Source organism: Planctomycetaceae bacterium (assembly GCA_041398825.1).
Classification (GTDB): Bacteria; Planctomycetota; Planctomycetia; order Planctomycetales; family Planctomycetaceae; genus F1-80-MAGs062.
In genome coordinates, this window is the sequence record JAWKTX010000001.1 from 379,865 (window position 1) to 398,178 (window position 18,314).

16 protein-coding genes are annotated in these 18,314 nt (G+C 54.2%); 4 read left to right on the forward strand and 12 right to left on the reverse strand.

Annotated features, from left to right (window positions below; all coding sequences use genetic code 11):
• Position 1: 1 nt before the first annotated feature.
• The 4 genes from R3C20_01345 to R3C20_01360 all read right to left on the reverse strand — a co-directional run bounded on the left by R3C20_01345 (position 2) and on the right by R3C20_01360 (position 5,280).
• Positions 2-871: an ADP-ribosylglycohydrolase family protein gene (locus R3C20_01345; protein ID MEZ6039120.1), complete on the reverse strand. Its 870-nt coding sequence runs from the start codon at positions 869-871 to the stop codon at positions 2-4.
• 118 nt (positions 872-989) lie between these two features.
• Entirely contained in the window at positions 990-2,459 is a 1,470-nt protein-coding gene (gene gnd / locus R3C20_01350; protein ID MEZ6039121.1) for a decarboxylating NADP(+)-dependent phosphogluconate dehydrogenase, read from the reverse strand.
• A 161-nt stretch (positions 2,460-2,620) separates the two neighbouring features.
• Positions 2,621-3,694 (reverse strand): sugar kinase, encoded by a 1,074-nt coding sequence (locus R3C20_01355; protein MEZ6039122.1) that lies wholly within the window; start codon positions 3,692-3,694, stop codon positions 2,621-2,623.
• A 356-nt stretch (positions 3,695-4,050) separates the two neighbouring features.
• Entirely contained in the window at positions 4,051-5,280 is a 1,230-nt protein-coding gene (locus R3C20_01360; protein MEZ6039123.1) for a hypothetical protein, read from the reverse strand.
• Positions 5,281-5,602: 322 nt separating this feature from the next.
• Here R3C20_01360 and R3C20_01365 point away from each other — a divergent pair, with 322 nt between their 5' ends.
• The 4 genes from R3C20_01365 (at position 5,603) to R3C20_01380 (ending at position 10,102) form a co-directional block, all read left to right on the forward strand.
• Positions 5,603-7,072: a DUF1501 domain-containing protein gene (locus R3C20_01365; GenBank protein ID MEZ6039124.1), complete on the forward strand. Its 1,470-nt coding sequence runs from the start codon at positions 5,603-5,605 to the stop codon at positions 7,070-7,072.
• A 403-nt stretch (positions 7,073-7,475) separates the two neighbouring features.
• Entirely contained in the window at positions 7,476-7,874 is a 399-nt protein-coding gene (locus tag R3C20_01370; GenBank protein ID MEZ6039125.1) for a PEGA domain-containing protein, read from the forward strand.
• 144 nt (positions 7,875-8,018) lie between these two features.
• Positions 8,019-9,059 (forward strand): hypothetical protein, encoded by a 1,041-nt coding sequence (locus R3C20_01375; protein ID MEZ6039126.1) that lies wholly within the window; start codon positions 8,019-8,021, stop codon positions 9,057-9,059.
• 107 nt (positions 9,060-9,166) lie between these two features.
• On the forward strand, positions 9,167-10,102 hold the full coding sequence (locus R3C20_01380) for a GDSL-type esterase/lipase family protein (protein MEZ6039127.1): 936 nt from the start codon (positions 9,167-9,169) through the stop codon (positions 10,100-10,102).
• A 74-nt stretch (positions 10,103-10,176) separates the two neighbouring features.
• On the opposite strand, the gene mscL is transcribed toward R3C20_01380, so the two are convergent.
• From mscL to R3C20_01420, 8 genes are all read right to left on the reverse strand, one after another.
• Positions 10,177-10,614, reverse strand: coding sequence for a large conductance mechanosensitive channel protein MscL (gene mscL / locus R3C20_01385; GenBank protein MEZ6039128.1), 438 nt, complete (start codon positions 10,612-10,614; stop codon positions 10,177-10,179).
• Positions 10,615-10,969: 355 nt separating this feature from the next.
• A complete protein-coding gene (gene queG, locus R3C20_01390) occupies positions 10,970-12,034 on the reverse strand; it encodes a tRNA epoxyqueuosine(34) reductase QueG (protein ID MEZ6039129.1) in 1,065 nt (354 codons plus the stop codon).
• Positions 12,035-12,052: 18 nt separating this feature from the next.
• On the reverse strand, positions 12,053-12,796 hold the full coding sequence (gene hisA / locus R3C20_01395; GenBank protein ID MEZ6039130.1) for a 1-(5-phosphoribosyl)-5-[(5-phosphoribosylamino)methylideneamino]imidazole-4-carboxamide isomerase: 744 nt from the start codon (positions 12,794-12,796) through the stop codon (positions 12,053-12,055).
• A 156-nt stretch (positions 12,797-12,952) separates the two neighbouring features.
• Positions 12,953-13,594 (reverse strand): imidazole glycerol phosphate synthase subunit HisH, encoded by a 642-nt coding sequence (gene hisH, locus R3C20_01400; protein ID MEZ6039131.1) that lies wholly within the window; start codon positions 13,592-13,594, stop codon positions 12,953-12,955.
• Between the two features lie 17 nt (positions 13,595-13,611).
• Positions 13,612-14,754 (reverse strand): hypothetical protein, encoded by a 1,143-nt coding sequence (locus tag R3C20_01405; protein MEZ6039132.1) that lies wholly within the window; start codon positions 14,752-14,754, stop codon positions 13,612-13,614.
• A 126-nt stretch (positions 14,755-14,880) separates the two neighbouring features.
• Positions 14,881-15,996 carry a DUF1559 domain-containing protein gene (locus R3C20_01410; GenBank protein ID MEZ6039133.1) on the reverse strand — a complete coding sequence of 372 codons (1,116 nt, stop codon included), beginning with the start codon at positions 15,994-15,996 and terminating at the stop codon, positions 14,881-14,883.
• Positions 15,997-16,236: 240 nt separating this feature from the next.
• Complete coding sequence (locus tag R3C20_01415; protein MEZ6039134.1) at positions 16,237-17,325, reverse strand: aminotransferase class I/II-fold pyridoxal phosphate-dependent enzyme; 1,089 nt, start codon at positions 17,323-17,325, stop codon at positions 16,237-16,239.
• Positions 17,326-17,569: 244 nt separating this feature from the next.
• Positions 17,570-18,292, reverse strand: coding sequence for a hypothetical protein (locus tag R3C20_01420; protein ID MEZ6039135.1), 723 nt, complete (start codon positions 18,290-18,292; stop codon positions 17,570-17,572).
• Positions 18,293-18,314: the final 22 nt, after the last annotated feature.

Genomic DNA, 18,314 nt, shown 5'->3' on the forward strand with positions numbered 1-18,314 from the left:
TTTAATGGCTCACGGTGATCCAGCCAGAGCTGCGGTATTCCGTTGCTGCCAACGGCCAGAGCGACCACAGAACCTGCAATCGCGCAGGTGGTGTCTCGATCACCCAGTCCGCGACGGTCGTCCACATGGCCTCTTCGTAATTTCTCAGGCACTTTGCTGCACACCACAGGCTGAACGGAACGGTGTCAGAAGAGATCACTTTTCCTCCACTGCCAAGCTTGGCAGCCGCTGTTCGGACGTCATAGTCCAGTGGGGTTTCCAGAGCTTCTTTGAGTCCAGAATGTGTTGGGCCTTCCGGTGTATATTGAATCACTGCCTCGAGCAGCTGTCGTGGATCAGCGGTGGAATGGAGGTCGTGTGCGGTTGCGGCTGCAACTGCCACGGCGATCGCTCCGGCCTGACCATCAGGATGTGCATGTGTAACGATTGCTGATAAACGGGCATTCCTAATGCATGCCTCTATGTCGTCCGCGAAGAAGCCACCAATTGGTCCGGCCCTCATCGCGCCACCGTTTCCCATCGAACCTGCACCATCGAAGACTTCACCGGCTGCGACCTGCCATGCCACGCCTTTTCCTATCCGTTGCAGAATCCCATGGGCCGTGCCACCGTAGCCGCGCCATGGATCGGCCGAATACCGTTCGGCAAACTTCTGCGCCAGCAGATCGGGGGCGATATGGCCTTCCTCCTCGAGTGTCTCCACCACGCTGACCGCCATAACTGTGTCATCCGTGATGGTCCAGGGGTAGGTTGGCAACTGTCGCGACATGAGCAATTCGGGCGTCGCGAAAAACTGCTGTCCAAAAGCGTCTCCGATCGAAAGCCCTTTCAGGCTCAGCCGAGCAAGCTTAGTGCGATCGCTGATGTCCACTGTTCCAGCCTCTGAATCTGCATACTGCCCGGGATTACGAAAAAACGGCCGAAATAGTGCAGAGACTATTTCGACCGCTGAGATTGTCGTCGATCGGGAGTTCGTTTTGTATCCGGCTCTACGAGATTTTTCGTTCGCGGATCCAGTCCGTGTGGAACTTTTCACCGCGAGGCTTGTCGGTGCGTTCATAGGTATGAGCACCAAAGTAGTCGCGCTGAGCCTGCAGCAGGTTCGCGGGCAGTCGGCCTCGGCGGTAGCCGTCGTAGTAGGTCAATGCCGCGCTGAACGCTGGAACAGGAAGTCCCAGCTGAATGGCTGTCGCAACGACGCGGCGCCATGATGGTTGGGCTTTTTCGATGGCTGCCTTAAAGAAATCGTCCAGCAGGAGGTTTTCAAGATTCGGGTTCTTATCGAAAGCCTTCTTGATGTCTTCCAGAAAGACCGAACGAATGATACAGCCGCCTCGCCACAGGTAAGCAATCGGTCCGTTGTTCAGTTTCCATCCGAACTCTGCCGCGGCTGCATCCAGTTGCACATAACCCTGAGCGTAGCTGCAGAGTTTTGAAGCGTAGAGTGCCTGCTTCACATCTTCGATAAACTGTTTGCGGTCGCCTTCAAACTTCGTGTCAGGCCCTGCAAGTACGGCTTCTGCCCGAACGCGTGCGTCTTTCTGTGCGGACAGGCACCGAGCGAAAACGGCTTCTGTAATCAGGGTTGTGGGAACGCCCAGATCCAGGGCATGCTGGCTCATCCACTTGCCGGTCCCCTTCTGGCCCGCCGTGTCCAGAATTTTGTCGACCAGGTATTCGCCGGTTTCCGGATCTTTCACCGTGAAAATGTCGCGGGTGATTTCGATCAGGTAGCTTTCAAGTTCGCTTTGGTTCCATTCACGGAAGACCTCGTAGAGTTCTTCATTGGTGAGCCCGACTCCGTATTTCAGGATGTAGTAGGCTTCGCAGATCAACTGCATGTCGCCGTATTCGATGCCGTTGTGCACCATCTTGACGTAGTGCCCTGCCCCGGCTTCACCAACCCAGTCGCAGCAGGGGATGTCGTTATTGGGGCCGACCTTCGCACTGATCTTCTGGAAGACATCTTTCACAAATGGCCAGGCTTCCGGATGGCCGCCGGGCATGATGCTTGGCCCCTTCAACGCGCCTTCTTCGCCGCCGGAAACACCGGTTCCAATGAATCGAAATCCTTCTTCAGCCAATTGCTTGTGGCGGCGATTTGTGTCGACGTAATCGGCGTTGCCGCCATCGATGATGATGTCACCCTTGTCGAGTAGTGGTTTGAGCTGATCGATTACAGCATCCACCGGGCTGCCCGCCTTCACCATGATCATGACACGTCGTGGTGACTGGAGGCTGTTGACGAAGTCCTCAAGCTTGTCGTAGCCGGCAATTCGATCCGGAGTCCCTGCTTCAACAACGCCTTCAGGGCGACTTCCCAGTCCGTTGATGAATTCGTGAGTTGTTTCTGTAGTTCGGTTGTAGACGCCGACAGAAAATCCCTTGTTGGCCATGTTCATGACCAGGTTCTGCCCCATAACTGCCAGGCCGATCAGGCCGATATCATGCTTTGACATTGTGGTTGTATTCGTTTGAAAGAAGGATGAGGCAGCTCCCTTTTGATCGAAAGGACTCCTGCCGAATTACAAGCCTTGAGGACGTTTGAAAACTGGTCAGGGCCGAGCAGATGATTCAGCACTGCTGAAACTGCCTGCTCGGCATAAATGACCGGCACCAGCTATCGCTGCACTCGAGCGGAGCTACCTGCAGCAACGGCTTCTACCTGGTTGAGGGTTGCCATCGTTGTGTCACCCGGGAATGTCGTCAGCAAGGCACCGTGAGCCCATCCGAGATCCAGTGCCGTTTGCGGATCCTTGCCGCTCAACAGTCCGTAGAACAGCCCGGATGCAAATCCATCACCACCGCCAATTCGGTCGATCACATCCAGTTCAGCCTGTTTGGCTTGGTACGTTTTGCCATCCATCCACAGAACGGCACTCCAGGAGTGACGATTTGTCGAATGAACTTCTCGAAGAGTCGTCGCAACGGCCTTCACATTTGGCAGTTTACTGGCCACTTCTTCCATCATTCCAAAGAAGGCGGCAGGATCGAGCTTGCCGTGAGCTTCGACATCCTGTCCCTTCAGGCCAAGACCTTTCTGCAGATCTTCTTCGTTCCCGACAAGGACGTCGACATTTTCGACGATTCGGTTCAGGGTCTCCTGGGCTTTATCCAGACCACCGCTGATTTGCCACAGCTTCGCGCGGTAGTTCAGGTCGAACGAGGTCACGGCCCCTGCTTTCTTGGCGGCCTTCATTCCTTCGATGATAACTTCCGGAGTCGTGGGAGACAGTGCGGCAAAAATGCCTCCGCTGTGAAACCATCGCACCCCACCAGCAAAGATCTCATCCCAGTTGAAGTCGCCGGCCTTCAGCAATCCGGCCGCTTCGTTACTTCGGTTGTAAAACACGATCGGGCCACGAATGCCGTGTCCCTGATCGCTGTACACGGTTGCCATGTTTGGTCCGCGTACGCCATCGTGTTTGAACATTTTGTAGAACGGCTTAACACCCATGGCTCGAACGCGTTCGCTGATCAGGTCGCCGATCGGGTTGTCCACCATGGCCGTTGCGATTCCGGTCTTCAACTGAAAGCAGTCTGCCAGGTTGGCTGCACAGTTGAATTCGCCACCGCTCACGTGAACGGCAAAGTTATTTGCTTTGCGAAATGGAATGATGCCTGGATCCAGACGGTGGACCATTGCACCCAGAGAAACAAAGTCCAGAGCACCGGACGAAGGAACGTTCAACATGAATTCTTTCCTGGCGATTTGCAGAGATTCCCGCGGACAAGCTCATCGCGGGCCAAAAACGAGACAGTTCGCCGAGCTTGAAGGCGAATGCAGGACTGGACTTACGTCTGCTGCCGAACTCCAGTTCGAACTGAAATCGGCATCCGTAGGCTCTTCGTACACTCCAATTCGGCCGGTATCGTAGAAGTTGCAGGGCTGGAATTCAAAAGAATCCAGCGTTTGCTCAATTCATTCCCAGTGGTAGCCACGTTTACGCTGACTTCGGCCAACTGAACCGACTGCCTGATTCGTCGACTGTGTTGAATCAAACGCGACTCCGAAAACGCCGCAGAATTCTACCTGCCACTTGACCGAGTCTACTTTCCGGTGCCCCCGGAAACACCTTCGAGCCGTACCCTGTCCTCTTCGACGATTACTTTGCCGAAGAACCGTCCAAACACCCCGGGAAAGAACTCGATTCCCGGTTGACCCACCGCTTTCACATCCACGGGAGATGCCATCAGCTTTTCGAACCTTCGGCCCTCGTCTGAGGCTGGATCGGTTTCGGGCAACTCGATTGTAATCCCGTTCTGTCCAAGGCTGTCGACCAGAGCCCGGAGGGTTGCGTTCTCGACTGTCAGTGAAAATCGGCGAGTTCGAAGCGAATCCGTCAATTGGCCGTTCGAAATCGATGCCCAGCGGCTGCGATGAACTTCTCTCTGAAACCATGTGTGATCGGCAATGGTCCCGGTAACACGTACTGTTCCCCCAGCCCAGCGAATTCCGGCGCCCGGGACACTTTCAGCCGCGGATTGTGCAAGGCTTTCTCTGTGCTCTTTGTTAAAGGCATACACAGCTTCAATCGTCAGCGATGGGTCGATGGAGGCAATTTGCAGCTCGGTGCCTGATTTGCCTGCTGTGAGCATCAAGTCGAATTGATTTAACAAGACGGTCCCGAACTCCAGGCTGTTCATCGAGGGCCATTCGCCTGCCGACCAAAGATCATGTGGAACAGACTCTGTTCCGATGAGTGCAACTCCGGAATCGCTGAATCGCTGATTGAGCAGGTCTCGAGGGGCTGAAGCGCGGGGCCACGTGGTCACAGACGACGCACTGATGCGAATTTGAGTGCCCTTCAGTGTACGACGGAGATCCTGAGCATTTTTTTTCTGATATGAAAGCAGCGAAGGCAGACGCCATGCAGATTCCGCTGGTCCCAGATAAATAAAATCCTCGGCCAGGCACCAGGCAACGCCGGGGATCGCATCCGTAATCTGGGTCAATATTCCGGCTCGCGTTCCGGTAAAGGCGGAGACCTTGATGATTTGATGGGGGTCGATTCTTCGGTCGCGGATAATCTGGACGCGGGTACTGGATTGCCAGTCGTTCAAATGCTGCGCAAGAGACACTCCCTCTGCAGACCATGCTGTCACTTCCTGCAGGGCCTGCATCACTTCGCGTCCCCGCAGGAACTCGACCTGCGAAGTCGCTGGAGACCGGACCAGGTTGCCCGCTTCACTTGCACAAGTCTGTACGGAACAATTGCTGATGAGAGAAATCATCAGCAGAAGAAAGACCGTGAAAGTGCGACTTCGAAGGATCAACATGAGAGACCCGTGCAACTTGGGGAAATCAGGAAGCTGTCTGAAGTCGGCAGCATAGCAGGAGTGCGTTCTGAATCCCGCTGGAATGTCTGTTGAAAACGGGACTGGATCGAGCAGGAAACTTTAAAACATGATGGTTTCCAGTCGTCCTGCATGCCTGTCTGTTTTTCAACAGCCAAGCCAGGGGGTGAGAGTCAAAGAATCCGATTTGACTCAACAAAATCCGTCCTGCCAGTGTATGATCCGTCCACTCACCTGAATACCTGCCATTTCCGATCCACCGCCCTGTTAACGCATTGACCATGCCCGCCGGAGATCCTGCGTGATGCTGAGTCTGAATGATCATTCGCTGAAAATGTGTGATGGTATTCCCCGCCGTGAGGCTATTCGAATTGGTGGATTGTCCGCGGTTGGTCTGACGCTGCCCCATCTGTTGAGCCTGAAAGCGAACGCAAATCCTCAGGAATCATCGCCGAACCATTCGGCAGCATCTCCGGGATTTGGCAAAGCCAAGTCTGTGATTCTGTTCTGGTTACTGGGAGGAGCGCCTCAACACGAATCCTGGGATCCAAAGCCACAGGCTCCCTCACAAATACGTGGCGAATTCGGATCGATTCCAACAGTGGTTCCTGGCATCAACATCGGCGAACTGATGCCGCGCACAGCCAGCCATGTTGATAAGCTCGCGATACTGCGGGCAGTTGTCACAAAGGATCAGGCCCATTCTTCCAGCGGGTATCAGATGCTCACGGGAGTTCCTCATATTCCGTTGAGTCAGGAGAATGTGACATCAAAGGCTCCGAATCTCTCGCCCTCCCACGCGGCCATGATGCGGGTGCTGCGGCCGGATTCCGATGGTCTTCCATCGTCCATCGCGTTGCCGTATCACATTGCCAATGATGGTGAGATTATCTGGCCGGGGCAAAAGGCCGGAATTCTTGGCAGGCAATACGATCCCTGGCAGTTGTATTGTGATCCTTCGGAGTCGGACTTCAGCGTTCCCGATTTGTCCTTTCCTCAGGACATTGCTGCGGGACGCTTTGATTCCCGACGTCAATTACTGGAGCAACTGAATCGATATCGTCAGCAGGCGATTGCCGTTTCAGGAGCTCACGGGAATGGCCTGGCAGCCAACCTGGTGGCTCAAATCAACCCGGAGAACGAATTCGAAAAGAAGTCGCAGCAGGCTTTCGAATTGCTGGCGGGTAACTCGGCCAGAAAGGCTTTTCGCCTTCATGAAGAAAGTGATCCCGTTCGCGATCGCTACGGTCGCTATCGGTTTGGACAATCGTGCCTGCTTGCCCGGCGTCTGGTTCAGGCGGGTGTCTCGCTGGTTCAGGTAAACTGGACGCGAGTTGATGGCAAAGCTAACAACGGAACCTGGGATACCCATCGAGATCATTGCGCGAGCCTGAAATCGTTTCTGATGCCCATGATGGATCAGACCTATTCCGCGCTCATCGAAGACCTCCATCAGCAAGGCATGCTGGAAGAGACACTTGTGGTGTGGATCAGTGAATTTGGGCATACTCCCAGGATCAATGGCAACGCCGGCCGCGATCACTGGGGAAATTGCTTCTCAATCGCGATGGCAGGCGGCGGCATCCAGGGGGGTATGACCCACGGACAATCCGATCCACATGCCGCTTATCCAGTCGCGGACATTGTGACGCCAGCCGACGTCACCGCGACCATGTTTCACTGTCTGGGGCATTCGCCCGACACGATGCTGCAGGATCAGACTGGTCGACCATTTCCGCTAACGCGAGGATCCGTCATCGAAACGATTGTCTGAATCGTTAGTACCTCCAGGCCAGTTCCGTCAGGAACAGGCAATAGAAGTTGCGAGATGTCAGCAATGTGGAGGAATTGTTTCGTTTCTTACTAACGGACGCTGTCGGCAATGGTCTTGAAATGGCATGGCTTCTGCTGAGCCCGATCGTTGCCTGGTCAGAGCACCCGCGAGGAAATTCGGAGAGAATCCGGCCTTGCTCGCCTCATTGCACGCCGGGCTGGTTCCGGAAACTCCTGTCACAGTGCGAGATTGGCAACACGTGTTTTCCGTGAAAGGCCCGAAAAACGTGGGTTCGATTTGGTCTTGGCCTGTTTTTGGCTCTGAAAGTAGACTACGCAGCTGGTTGGGCGAAACGTCGAATGCCGATTATCAAGTCCTTTGAACCCCGGTCAGCCACCACCCCATGCGTTCTTGGTATTCCATCCTGATTGTCATCATCCTGCTGCAGACGGGTTGTGTGCATCGTCGATTCACGGTGTACTCCAATCCGCCGGGAGCATTGGTGCGCGTGGACGGAAAAGACGTTGGTTACACTCCTGCATCTGTGGATTTCACGTGGTACGGAACCCGTGAAATTCAGTTGCTGAAAGATGGTTACGAAACGCAGACGCAGATGGTCAGCATCCCATCCCCGTGGTACCAGAAGTTTCCGCTGGATTTTCTGAGTGATAATTTCGCCGGAAGGCACATCACAGATCATCGGCAATTTCAATTCGACCTGCAGCCGAAGCGTATGGATAACATGAACGACGTACGCACACGAGCCGAATCGTTGCGAAGCGAAGCGTTGCACGGTCCTTAGCTTCCATCGACTGCCATCTGCCCCACCCCTTGCACGTCGCCAGACTTCTGCCTACTCTGCAGACTGGAAATGCAGCCACGGTGCTGCAACGCACTGCGAAAGCGGTGGTGTCTCGTTCGACGTTTATTCATCGAGGTAAGTGTGATGAAGTTAGTTGGAACACTTCTCTGCGCGTTGATGTTGTGCAAATCTGTGGTCGCCCAACAGGAAGGCTCTGAAGTTGACCAGCAGTTGATTGATGCCGTTCGAGCCGCCGGTGGTCAGGCGATGCCGCTGGCGAAGAATGATTCTCGCATTCAGGTGGCTTTCCACCTGTCCGACAAGGAAATTGGGGACGACGTTCTGGCGGTGCTGAAAGACAAGCCAACTGTTCAGTCCGTCAATTTGCGAGGCACAAAAGTTACGGACGCGGGATTAGCCCATCTGGCTGGACTGAAAGGACTGGAACGCCTTCACCTGGAACGCACCGCGATCACCGATGCCGGTCTGGCTCATCTTGCATCCCTTGAAAATCTTCAGTACCTGAATCTTTACGAAACGAAGATTACCGACGCCGGCCTGGAGCAGCTTAGTGGATTGAAGAACCTGAAAAAGCTGTTCGTTTGGCAGACAGGTGTTACAGAAGCGGGCGAAGAAAAACTGAAAGGCGTGATCGCTGACATTGAAATCGTTCCGGACTTTCGCAAGGAACGCGAGCGAGCGAAAGTAGAAGCGATGCGCGCGGCTGAGGATGCTGCAAAAGAAGTCGAAGAGCTTGCAGCGAAGATTACAGATGCGACGAAGGCCGCAGACGAAGCACGCGTTGCCGCAGAAGCAGCAGCCAAACAGCATGAGCTGGCCAACACCGCGGCAGATGCAGCGGCTAAATTGCTTGCCGCGCAAACTGCGAATCTTGAAACGCTGAACAAGGTTCTGGCTGACACGAAAGCCACTCCAGGCGCAAGCAAGGAATCGATTGACGCTGCTGAAAAGGCGGTCGCAGAGTCCAATGCGGATGTCGAAAAAGCAAAGGCCAAAGCAGAGAGCGCAAAGAAGCCAGTTGAAGACACGAAAAAAGCGGCCGATGAAGCAAAGAAAAAGTCGGATGAAGCCGCCAAGACTCTGGAAGATATGAAAAAGAAGTCAGACGAGGCTGTGAAGAAAGCCGCGGACCTGAAGACGAAGGCGGAAGAACTGCAGAAGTAACAGGAAGCTCGTCTTAACGAGCTCATGAAAACCGTTGAGAGTCCGTGAGTACTGGCCCGGCATCTGTTTGATGCCGGGCCCTTTTTTGTTTAAGCACCAAGCCACTAATGAATCCTCTTGTTTCACATTTCGCAAACGGACAGGCATTCTTCACAGGCGCGCTGCTGGTGATGTTCGCGTTAACGGGACTCGGATTTTCGCGGCGGCAGAAGCCTTCTGAAGAATCCGGAAACGATGCAACACCCCGGGAACCCACGGCAGGGTTTGGGCAGGTCCTGGCTCAGGTCTGTTTTCGCTATCGCTGGCTTCTGCTGATCGCAGGGTTGCTGTTTGTGGCAGCATCATCAACGCCGTTCCCCATTTGGATACTGATCCCGCTTGCCTTATCAACTTCATTTGCCTGGCGAACCAGAGACGCTGGTCAACGCAGGAATCTGGTTCTTATCACGTTCCTGTGCTGGACGACTGCGATCGTCCATGAGCTTTACTGGCAATGGGAGCCGAGTGTCGACATCGAAGCGATCCGAGGGCGTGCTCTTGTTGTTCTTGCTGATTCCGTCACAGCCGGCCTTGGTGAAGGAGAGGCCACAACGTGGCCCGTCCTGCTGCAGGAACAGTGGCCGAGTGAAATTATAGATCTGTCTCATGTTGGCGAGACTGTCATCACGGCCGCCGATCGATTCCGAAAACACTCTGTTCCGAAAGATGCGGCGTTCATTATTGAACTCGGAGGAAACGATCTCCTTGGTTCAACGACGGTATCGCAATTCCGAAAGGATCTGGATGACCTGCTCCACGCGATTCGACGTGATGATCCGGAGCGTGCCATTCTTATGTTCGAGCTGCCTTTGCCACCGTTTCACAACGCCTGGGGCGACGTTCAGCGATCACTCGCTCTTCGCCATGGTGTGGTGCTGATTCCCAAGAGGAAACTGCTAAGTGTCTTTACAGCAGATGCAGGCACGTTCGACAGCATTCATTTAACTCAGGATGGCCACAACAGAATGGCGACCATCATGGCAAAGCTGCTTCAACTCAGGTAATCGCCATCGGTGCTGGAAGATTGCATGCAAATGCCCGGCACTGGAGATGCCGGGCATTCGATCCCGAAAATCAATTATCTGGTTTTGAGTGCATCGCGGATTTCTCGCAGCAGCACGATGTCTTCCGGTGGGGCGGAAGGAGCAGCGGCCGCTTCTTCAGCCTTCTTTTCAGTCAATTCGCGGGCCTTGTTCATCAGTTTGATCATCATGAAGATGGCAAAGGCCAGGATGATAAAATCAATGGTTGTCTGAACGAAGGGGCCCCAGGCGATATAGGGCTCGCCTGTTTTCACAGCGTCGGCAATGCTGCCCGGCTTTTCCCCGTCTCCAAGCCAAAGGAACTGGCTGCCAAAGCTTCCTTTGCCGGCAAGAGCTCCAACGACAGGCATGATGATATCGCTGACCATCGAGTTGACGATTTTGCCAAAGCCGCCCCCAATAATAATTCCCACGGCCATATCAACGACATTGCCCTTCATGGCAAAGTCTTTGAATTCCTTGATGAGGCCCATTCGTTTTCTACCTTCCTGTATGAGTCATGGAAATGCATTGTCCGCAGATTCAGGTGACAGAATCTGCAGCCCTGTCAAGAAGCGAACCCCGTGCCAATTCCGGCACAATTTCGCACCGATTTGGATGATCAGTAAATGACCCGTCACGTCTGGCATTATTCTGAATGCGAAACCGTCGGATCGGCGCTGGCCCGGGACGTCGTCCGAAGATCGATTCGGCAAATGCTGAGTGCCGCAATTCTCGGGGGGAGTATGTCAGCCGCCTCCGGATGTGAAAAGGCCTGTATTGAGTTGCAACATCCGGCGCGTGCGGTTCTGCGCCAACTCGCAGGTGAAATCTGCTTCAGAATTGCAGTCAGCTGGATTTTGCCGACGGCTGAAGTTTGTTGAGTGCCCACGAGGCTGCCTCCCGAACCATTAGTTCGGGATCTGCCAGTAGAGCTTTCAGTTGATCGACACAGTGCATCAGGTTGAGATTCGCAGCCACAATGGCGGCATTTCTGACGACGGCAGGTCGACCGGTTCGAAACATAGCTGTGCCAAGGAATGCCGTGCGAAATCCATCCTCGTCCAGCATCAGGACATCCAGGCAGGACAGCTCCTGCAGGTGCCGGTTCGTGTAGAGTTCGGGGTCGTCGCATTCGGGGGCAAATCGATTCCAGGGACAGACGTCCTGACAAATATCGCACCCGAACAGCCATGGCCCTAACGATGTTCGCAAGTGCTCCGGAATGTCAGAAGTACGGTTTTCGATGGTTTGGTAGCTGATGCATTTTCCTGCATCAAGCACCCCGGCAGAAGGAAAAGCGTCGGTCGGGCAGGCGTCCAGGCATCTCGTACAGGTTCCGCAATGATCGCTTTCGAAGGGGGCGTCGTATTCGAGTACGGCGGTCGTCAGAATCGCTCCCAGCAGGAACCAACTGCCCACCTGGCGATTGATTAACATGGTGTTCTTGCCGAACCAGCCAATGCCGGCAAGTCGCGCAAAGTCGCGTTCCAGCAAAGGCGCTGTGTCGACAACAATGCGGGATTTCTCGTGAGGATTCACAGACCGAATCAGATTCGCCGTCGGTCGCATGCGCTTCTTCAGGAAATCGTGATAGTCCGTGGCTCCGAAAGTATAGGAAGCAATACGAGGCGATGTGTCGGCCGATGCTTCTTCCGAGTTTTCGGGACGATGATAATTCATCGCGGCCATAATCACGCTTCCCACGCCCTGCATCACACCATCAGGGTGCCGATAAGCCTCCAGACGGTGTTCCATCCAGTTCATGTCCGCGGCATATCCCGCCGCCAGCCATTCAACGAGCTTATGAAAACCTGTCGGAGAGACCGCAGGCGCGATGCCGATCTTCGAGAACCCCGCATCCGTTAACGCCGATCGAATTTGTCTGGAAAGTTGGCTGGCTGGCGATTCCACAGCGGTGTCCGGACTGGATTAGCTCTTCAGGAACGCAATCGCATGAGCAACATCGATTGTTCCTTCGTAGATGGCGCGACCAGTGATTGCACCAATCAGTCCTGGTTCTTCCTGTGCAATCTTTTTCAATGCCGCCAGATCGTCCATCGTCGTGACGCCACCGGATGCTATGACAGGCAGTCCCATAGAAGCCAGTGTACGAAAGTCATCGAGCGTGGCCTGGTCGATGCCCTGCATCATGCCATCGTTGGCAATGTTGGTGTAGATGACAGCAGCCAGAGGCACACCGACCAGTGAACCTGCCAGTTCAATGGCAGAAACCTGAGAAACCTCGAGCCAGCCGTCGGTCGCAACCATGGAATCTTTTGCATCCAGGCCGAGAGCAAGGCGATCAGGCATGAGTTCGCACATCGATCGAAACCAATCCGGTTCCCTGAGTGCACGTGTGCCTATGATGACACGATCAACGCCCGCGTCTTCAACGACCTGACGAATGGTCTCCTCATTTCGAATGCCTCCGCCCAGCTGACAGGGTAATCCGGTGGCTTGAGTAATTCGCTGAACCACAGGGGCGTTCACCGACCGACCGACCTTTGCTCCATCCAGATCTACAAGATGCAAACGCTCGGCTCCTGCATCCTTCCATCGCATCGCCATCTCGACAGGGTCGTCGGCAAAAATGGTCTTGTCGTCGTAGTTGCCCTGACGAAGACGCACGCAGCGTCCTTCGAGTAAATCGATGGCAGGCAGCAGCTGAATCATGAAACGTTGAATTCCTGCTAGGACAGAATAATGTGAAAGTCAGGGCGCCTGAAGATCAGAGGCCGATCGCGCGAAGATTCGGAAACATACAGGACTGTGCTGCCGACGGTAGGCATGCCGCTCTCTTAAGGCTGGTCACGCCTGTGAAAACGGAGATCAGGAAACTGTTGCTGCAACAGGCACCAAAAGGAAATTCTTCAGCAGCTGCAGACCAGCCGACTGGCTTTTTTCGGGGTGAAACTGTGTGGCCATCACTCTGCCTTTGCACACAGCAGAAACAAACGGTGCACCGTAATCTGTTCTCGCAGCAACCCAGCTCTCGTCATTCGGAACAACGTGGTAACTGTGTACAAAATAGAACCACGACGTAGAAGGCAGGTGCTCAAACAACGGACATGATTTCACCTGCGCGCCGGGCATCAGTTGGTTCCAGCCCATGTGCGGTATCTTGAACTCATCGGGCAGTACAAATCGGGTGACCGACCCCGGAATAATGCCCAGACCTTCGTATTCACCATCTTCGTACGAAACATCAAGCAGCAATTGAAGCCCCAGGCAAATACCCAGAAATGGGCGATCTGCTGCGATATGGTCTTTGATGACATTCACCAGATCATGATTGCGAAGAGCCGCTGCCGCATCACGAAAAGCTCCCACGCCAGGAAGAACAACACGCTGGGCGGCTGAGATTTCCGAAGGGTTTGACGAGATCACGGCCGCTTCGCCAGCCTTTTCGAAGGCTTTTTGCACGCTGCGAAGGTTGCCCATTCCGTAGTCAACGATAATTGTGGAGGACATGACGAATTCTGTGTTTACTAATTGATATCGAATACTAAGTCGTACAGGCCATCTTCAGGGACATCCTGAAGCAGATAACTCTCCGGAACATTGATCGGCAATCCTGATGGATCCAGAATTTCCAGTGTATGTTCCCCAAGACACGAGCCACGGTACTCTGCCGTGAACATCAAATCAAATTTACCCTTGTCGTCCGACACGCCGTCGGATGTGGAACGAGGAATGGGGGCATCGGAGCCCCCTGAGGATGTGAGTTCCGCCTCCGACAATTTCGGAACAAATCGAACGGTGTAACCCTGTACGGGCACACCTCCCATTGTCAGCGTGCCTGTTACTGTGGCCAATGGGGGACCGCTGTAGGATTTTGTGCCCATCCACCAGAACAAAGCAACAATTGCAAGAAGGACACCGGCCACCATGGGAGTGTTCGATTTCAGCCAGGCGATGAATAGCTGCTGTTCTTCTGACAGTTCGGCTTTCTTCGGTTTGGGGGTCGAAGCATTGTCTCGCTTTTGCTGATAAGCTCGAGCCAGGGCTTCGGCCGCCGTTCCCGTGGTTTCTGAAACCGTTGATGATTCTCGAACCGGTGGTTGAGTTGCAGCCGACGCCCCTGCGGATGGTCCTGCATCAAAGCCTCGCATCATATCAGCAACAGACGCCTTGCGCGCTCCCCCACCGGAAGGCCGAGAGGCCGCGGGCTTTCCATCCGACAAGGCATCGAGGGGATCGAATCGCTTCGAAGTTGTCTTGGGGAGGTCGGGAGTGACATCCAGTGGAAGGTCCAGATCGTCATCGTCATCGTCCATACCGGCGGGAAGTTGCGCCGGGTTCGGACGTGCTGAAGTTTTCGTGACCGTAGACGTCAGCATTGCCTCCATGTCATCATCATCATCGTCTTCAGGGATCCCTGCGGAGGGACTGTCGTCGTCATCGTCGTCCGGAGGTGCAGGGAGCTTGACCGGCATTGGCTTCCGGGCGGGCTTCTTCGATTTGGGTCTGACCGTTTCGAGTTCCTCTTCTTCAGATTCCGAGGCCGATTCAAAAATGAGAGGAACCACAAAGCGAGCCTGGCATTTGGGACACTTGGCGTTGGTTCCAGCCTTTTCATCCTTGATTTTCATGACTGAACCACAGCCGGTACAGGTGTACTTGATGGTCATGTCTGTTGCTCAACGAAAAATGAAGACCCGAAAGAAGTCGAAGCCAGATCAGCATGATGTCGCTGACCTGGCTTGCGATAGTTTACAGGATCAGAAGCAGATTTCCTGTCAGGATGACTGACCGGATCAGAAACCGGCTCCGGGCGCGACGCCCTGACCTCGGTTCCCGAGACGCTGCCAAACCTGGATGCCGATGTTTTCACTAATGGATCGAGCTGAGCCATCACAGAGGGCAACCTGAACGATTGTGTCGTGGCTGCTACCGGCGTATTCGTAACTCTTTCGCTTGTTGGGGCCTTCCAAAGTGGAAAACAATGTTGCAGGTCCGCCCCAGGCCCAGCCATCGCTCGCACGCTGTTCGTCAGTCTTCAGCGCTGCCGCAATCTTCAACGTGTCAAATCGTTCGGCTTCACCGATCAGGATTGTGTGTGAAGTACCGTCCTGAACGTCATCAATTCGCACAGAGCTGTTCGCGTAGAACATGCCGATGTTGCCGTTCAGCGAGTTCAGGTTGTTGGCTGCAGTCGGCACTTGTTCTGTGAGGTACTGTAGTTGGGCGGGCGTCGGGTCGAACAACGATCGAACTGCTGGAGTCTTGTCGAACAAAATGCCGGATCCTGCACATCCGACGTAGTCATTGCCGCCCCCGGTCACGCCGGTCGAGAGCTTCGTCGTTGCCGCCGAATCCAGAACGTAGTTGGAACTGTATTTCTGGCGATCAATCTTTGTCCGTCGTGAAGGACAATAAAATGCGGGGATGTCTGTCAGTGCGGGAGCTCCTCCATTCAGGTGCCATGGACCCTGACCATTCACATTGGCCTCTCGTGCGATTTCCGCATTGTTGAAGACGTTGTAGTCATTCCGCCAGATTTCGTAGACGGCCTTCTGCTCAATGAAAGGCAGAATGTGATACATCCAGCTTGTTCCATGCAGCCCCAGCGCAAGTCGTGGGTCGTACGCTTCAACCGGATCGACAACTCGCGGAGGAAGCGTGGTGGCATTCAGGTTTCCTGCCCAGCGTGTGACGATCTGACCCGGAGGAAAGACAAGGTGTGAGTCGTGATAGTTGTGCAACGCCAGTGCAATCTGCTTGAGGTTGTTCTGGCATTGTGATCGTCGCGCTGATTCGCGGGCCCGTTGGATGGCGGGCAGCAGGAGGGCGACAAGGATTGCGATGATCGCGATCACCACAAGGAGTTCGATCAGCGTAAAGCCCTCCGAACGTTTTCTAACACTCCGCATGACTTTCCCCTTACAGGACTTTAAAACTAATGGAGCTCAGCCAAACACCAGTTGACGCCAGCTGCCCACGAAAAAACGACGTTCAGACGAGCCGCAGCACTACGGTCGCGCGTATTTCGTAAACCTCGGCCGAGGTTCACATTCTGACATAATCCCTGAAGTCGCCACTATTGTTCATCTTTTCCAGGCCGAATCCCAGATCATTCAACAAAATTATAGGGTGAACGCCGGATTTTGAATTCAACTCTTATTGCGAGCCAATCGGCACAGAATGGCGGCTCCCTCGCGGAGGACATCGTCATTTGCCGCAAATGAAAGCCGAAAATGCGTGTCTGACGGACTGAACACGTTGCCGGGAATGATCAGCAGATTGTTGCGAATCGCTTCGGTTACGAATTCCGTACCAGTTCCCCAGGGAGTTTCCAGAAACAAATAGAATGCGCCTTGACCGCCGGCAATTTTGAAATCGTCCTTCAACAAATCAACCATCAGGTCGCGTTTGTGCCGGTAGTCGTCTGAATAACCTGACAAGTCCTGTTCCCAGGCCGTAACTCCTGCCCACTGAACCGGATGCGGCGCGCAGACAAAAGTGAACTGCTGGAGTTTCATCATTTGCTGAATCAAATACTCCGGTCCATGCATGAATCCAAGGCGAAGCCCTGTCATGGAATGTGATTTACTGAATCCGTCAATCACAATCGTGCGATCATTGAACTCTGCCGGACTATGAAACGGTTCGTCGTAACAAAATGCCCGATAGATTTCGTCACTGATCAGGGCGATGTTGTGCTCCTCGGCGACACGGGCCAGCATTTTGACTTCTTCCAGTGAAGCAACCGCACCCGTTGGGTTTGCCGGGCTGTTGAACAGAATGACTTTCGTCTGATCTGTGATCGCCTCACGCAATGCCGCTTCCCGGATTCTGAAATCCGGATAGGTCGAAACCTGAACAACTGTCCCGCCTGCCAATGTTGTCAAATGTTTGTACATCACGAACCAGGGGTCAAAAACGATGACCTCGTCACCCGGGTTGATCAGTGTGCACAGCGCAAGCATCAGGCCGCCGCTGGTTCCGGAAGTCACAAACACCTTGCGATCGGAGTGTCCTAATCGCTGATCGACATCCTCCTGCAGCAACCGAAGCAGCGGTGCGATGCCCTGTGTCTGGCTGTAGGCGTTCTTTCCATCCTGGACTGCTTTGCAAAGCGCGTCCTTGATGGGCTGAGGCGTATCGAAGTGAGGCTGCCCGATACTCAGATTAACCGGACGCTCCATCGAAGCTGCAAGGTCGAAAACTTTACGGATACCCGACGCATCAATCTTGTGCATCCGGTCTGCAATCCACGATTTGCTCACAGCCGCCCCCTGTTTTTCTTTTCTGACGCTTCTGACACGTCCGGAACTCTTCCTGTTGGTCTTCCTGAATCGTGTGTGTTTTTAGCCGAGTCCCTCCAACACGGCAAAGCCTCCGGGAAGGATTCTCAGTGAGACTCATCCTCCCGGTAATGAGATGCCGAAGGCAGGATCATGGCAATGAGTTCATTTCCGGGCTCTAATTCCGGCCCGAATGGCGTCAAGCAGGACGTCGGCTTTTGGAGACAGAACTCTTTCGCTTTCTGGCAGCGACCACTGCTGGCGTTGCCAGGCGGTAAACCAGCGAGTTTCCATCTTTGGAATGCAACTGCAGTAAGCCCATCTCGCGAAAACAATAGGCCGCTTTCTGTGCCAGCCAGCGTGGTGTCGCAATGGCTTCTGCGAGATCCGCCGTTGTAAACGCATCCGGAAGCTCTGGGTTCAGCGCGTCCCAGATATCACGCGGTGTGGAGAACTGAAAATGTTGGTCGACAGTAATCAGTTCTCGATCGTGAACACTGTACTTACGACGCCAGGAGCTTTTCTCTGTGGGTGGTAACCGGATTTCACGCTGTTGGGTCAACAGAATATCGAGCCGTAATCTGGGGTGAGGAAAGACCCTCGAGAAGTGAACGAGGTCCAGGAAGATATTCGCCAGAGTCTGGCGAGTCGGGCTGTAACGGCAGCTGATCGCATCGCCGTCTGGTGACTCCCGTCGCACTATCTGCTTGCGGCTGGCCAGTGGTTTCACGACAACAACATCGTGATCCTTCAGCAGCCTGCGTATCTTGGTCCGAATCGCTCCGAGTGATGCGCACTGGATTTCGATCAGGCGGCCTGATTCGTCTATGGCATCAATCCGAAAGTCATCCAGACTAACTTCGTGCTGCCGGACGTCCTGTGTGTAGTGAGATTTGAGTTGCTGATGGAGTGATGTTGCCATGTTCGCCATCTTCCGTGACGCG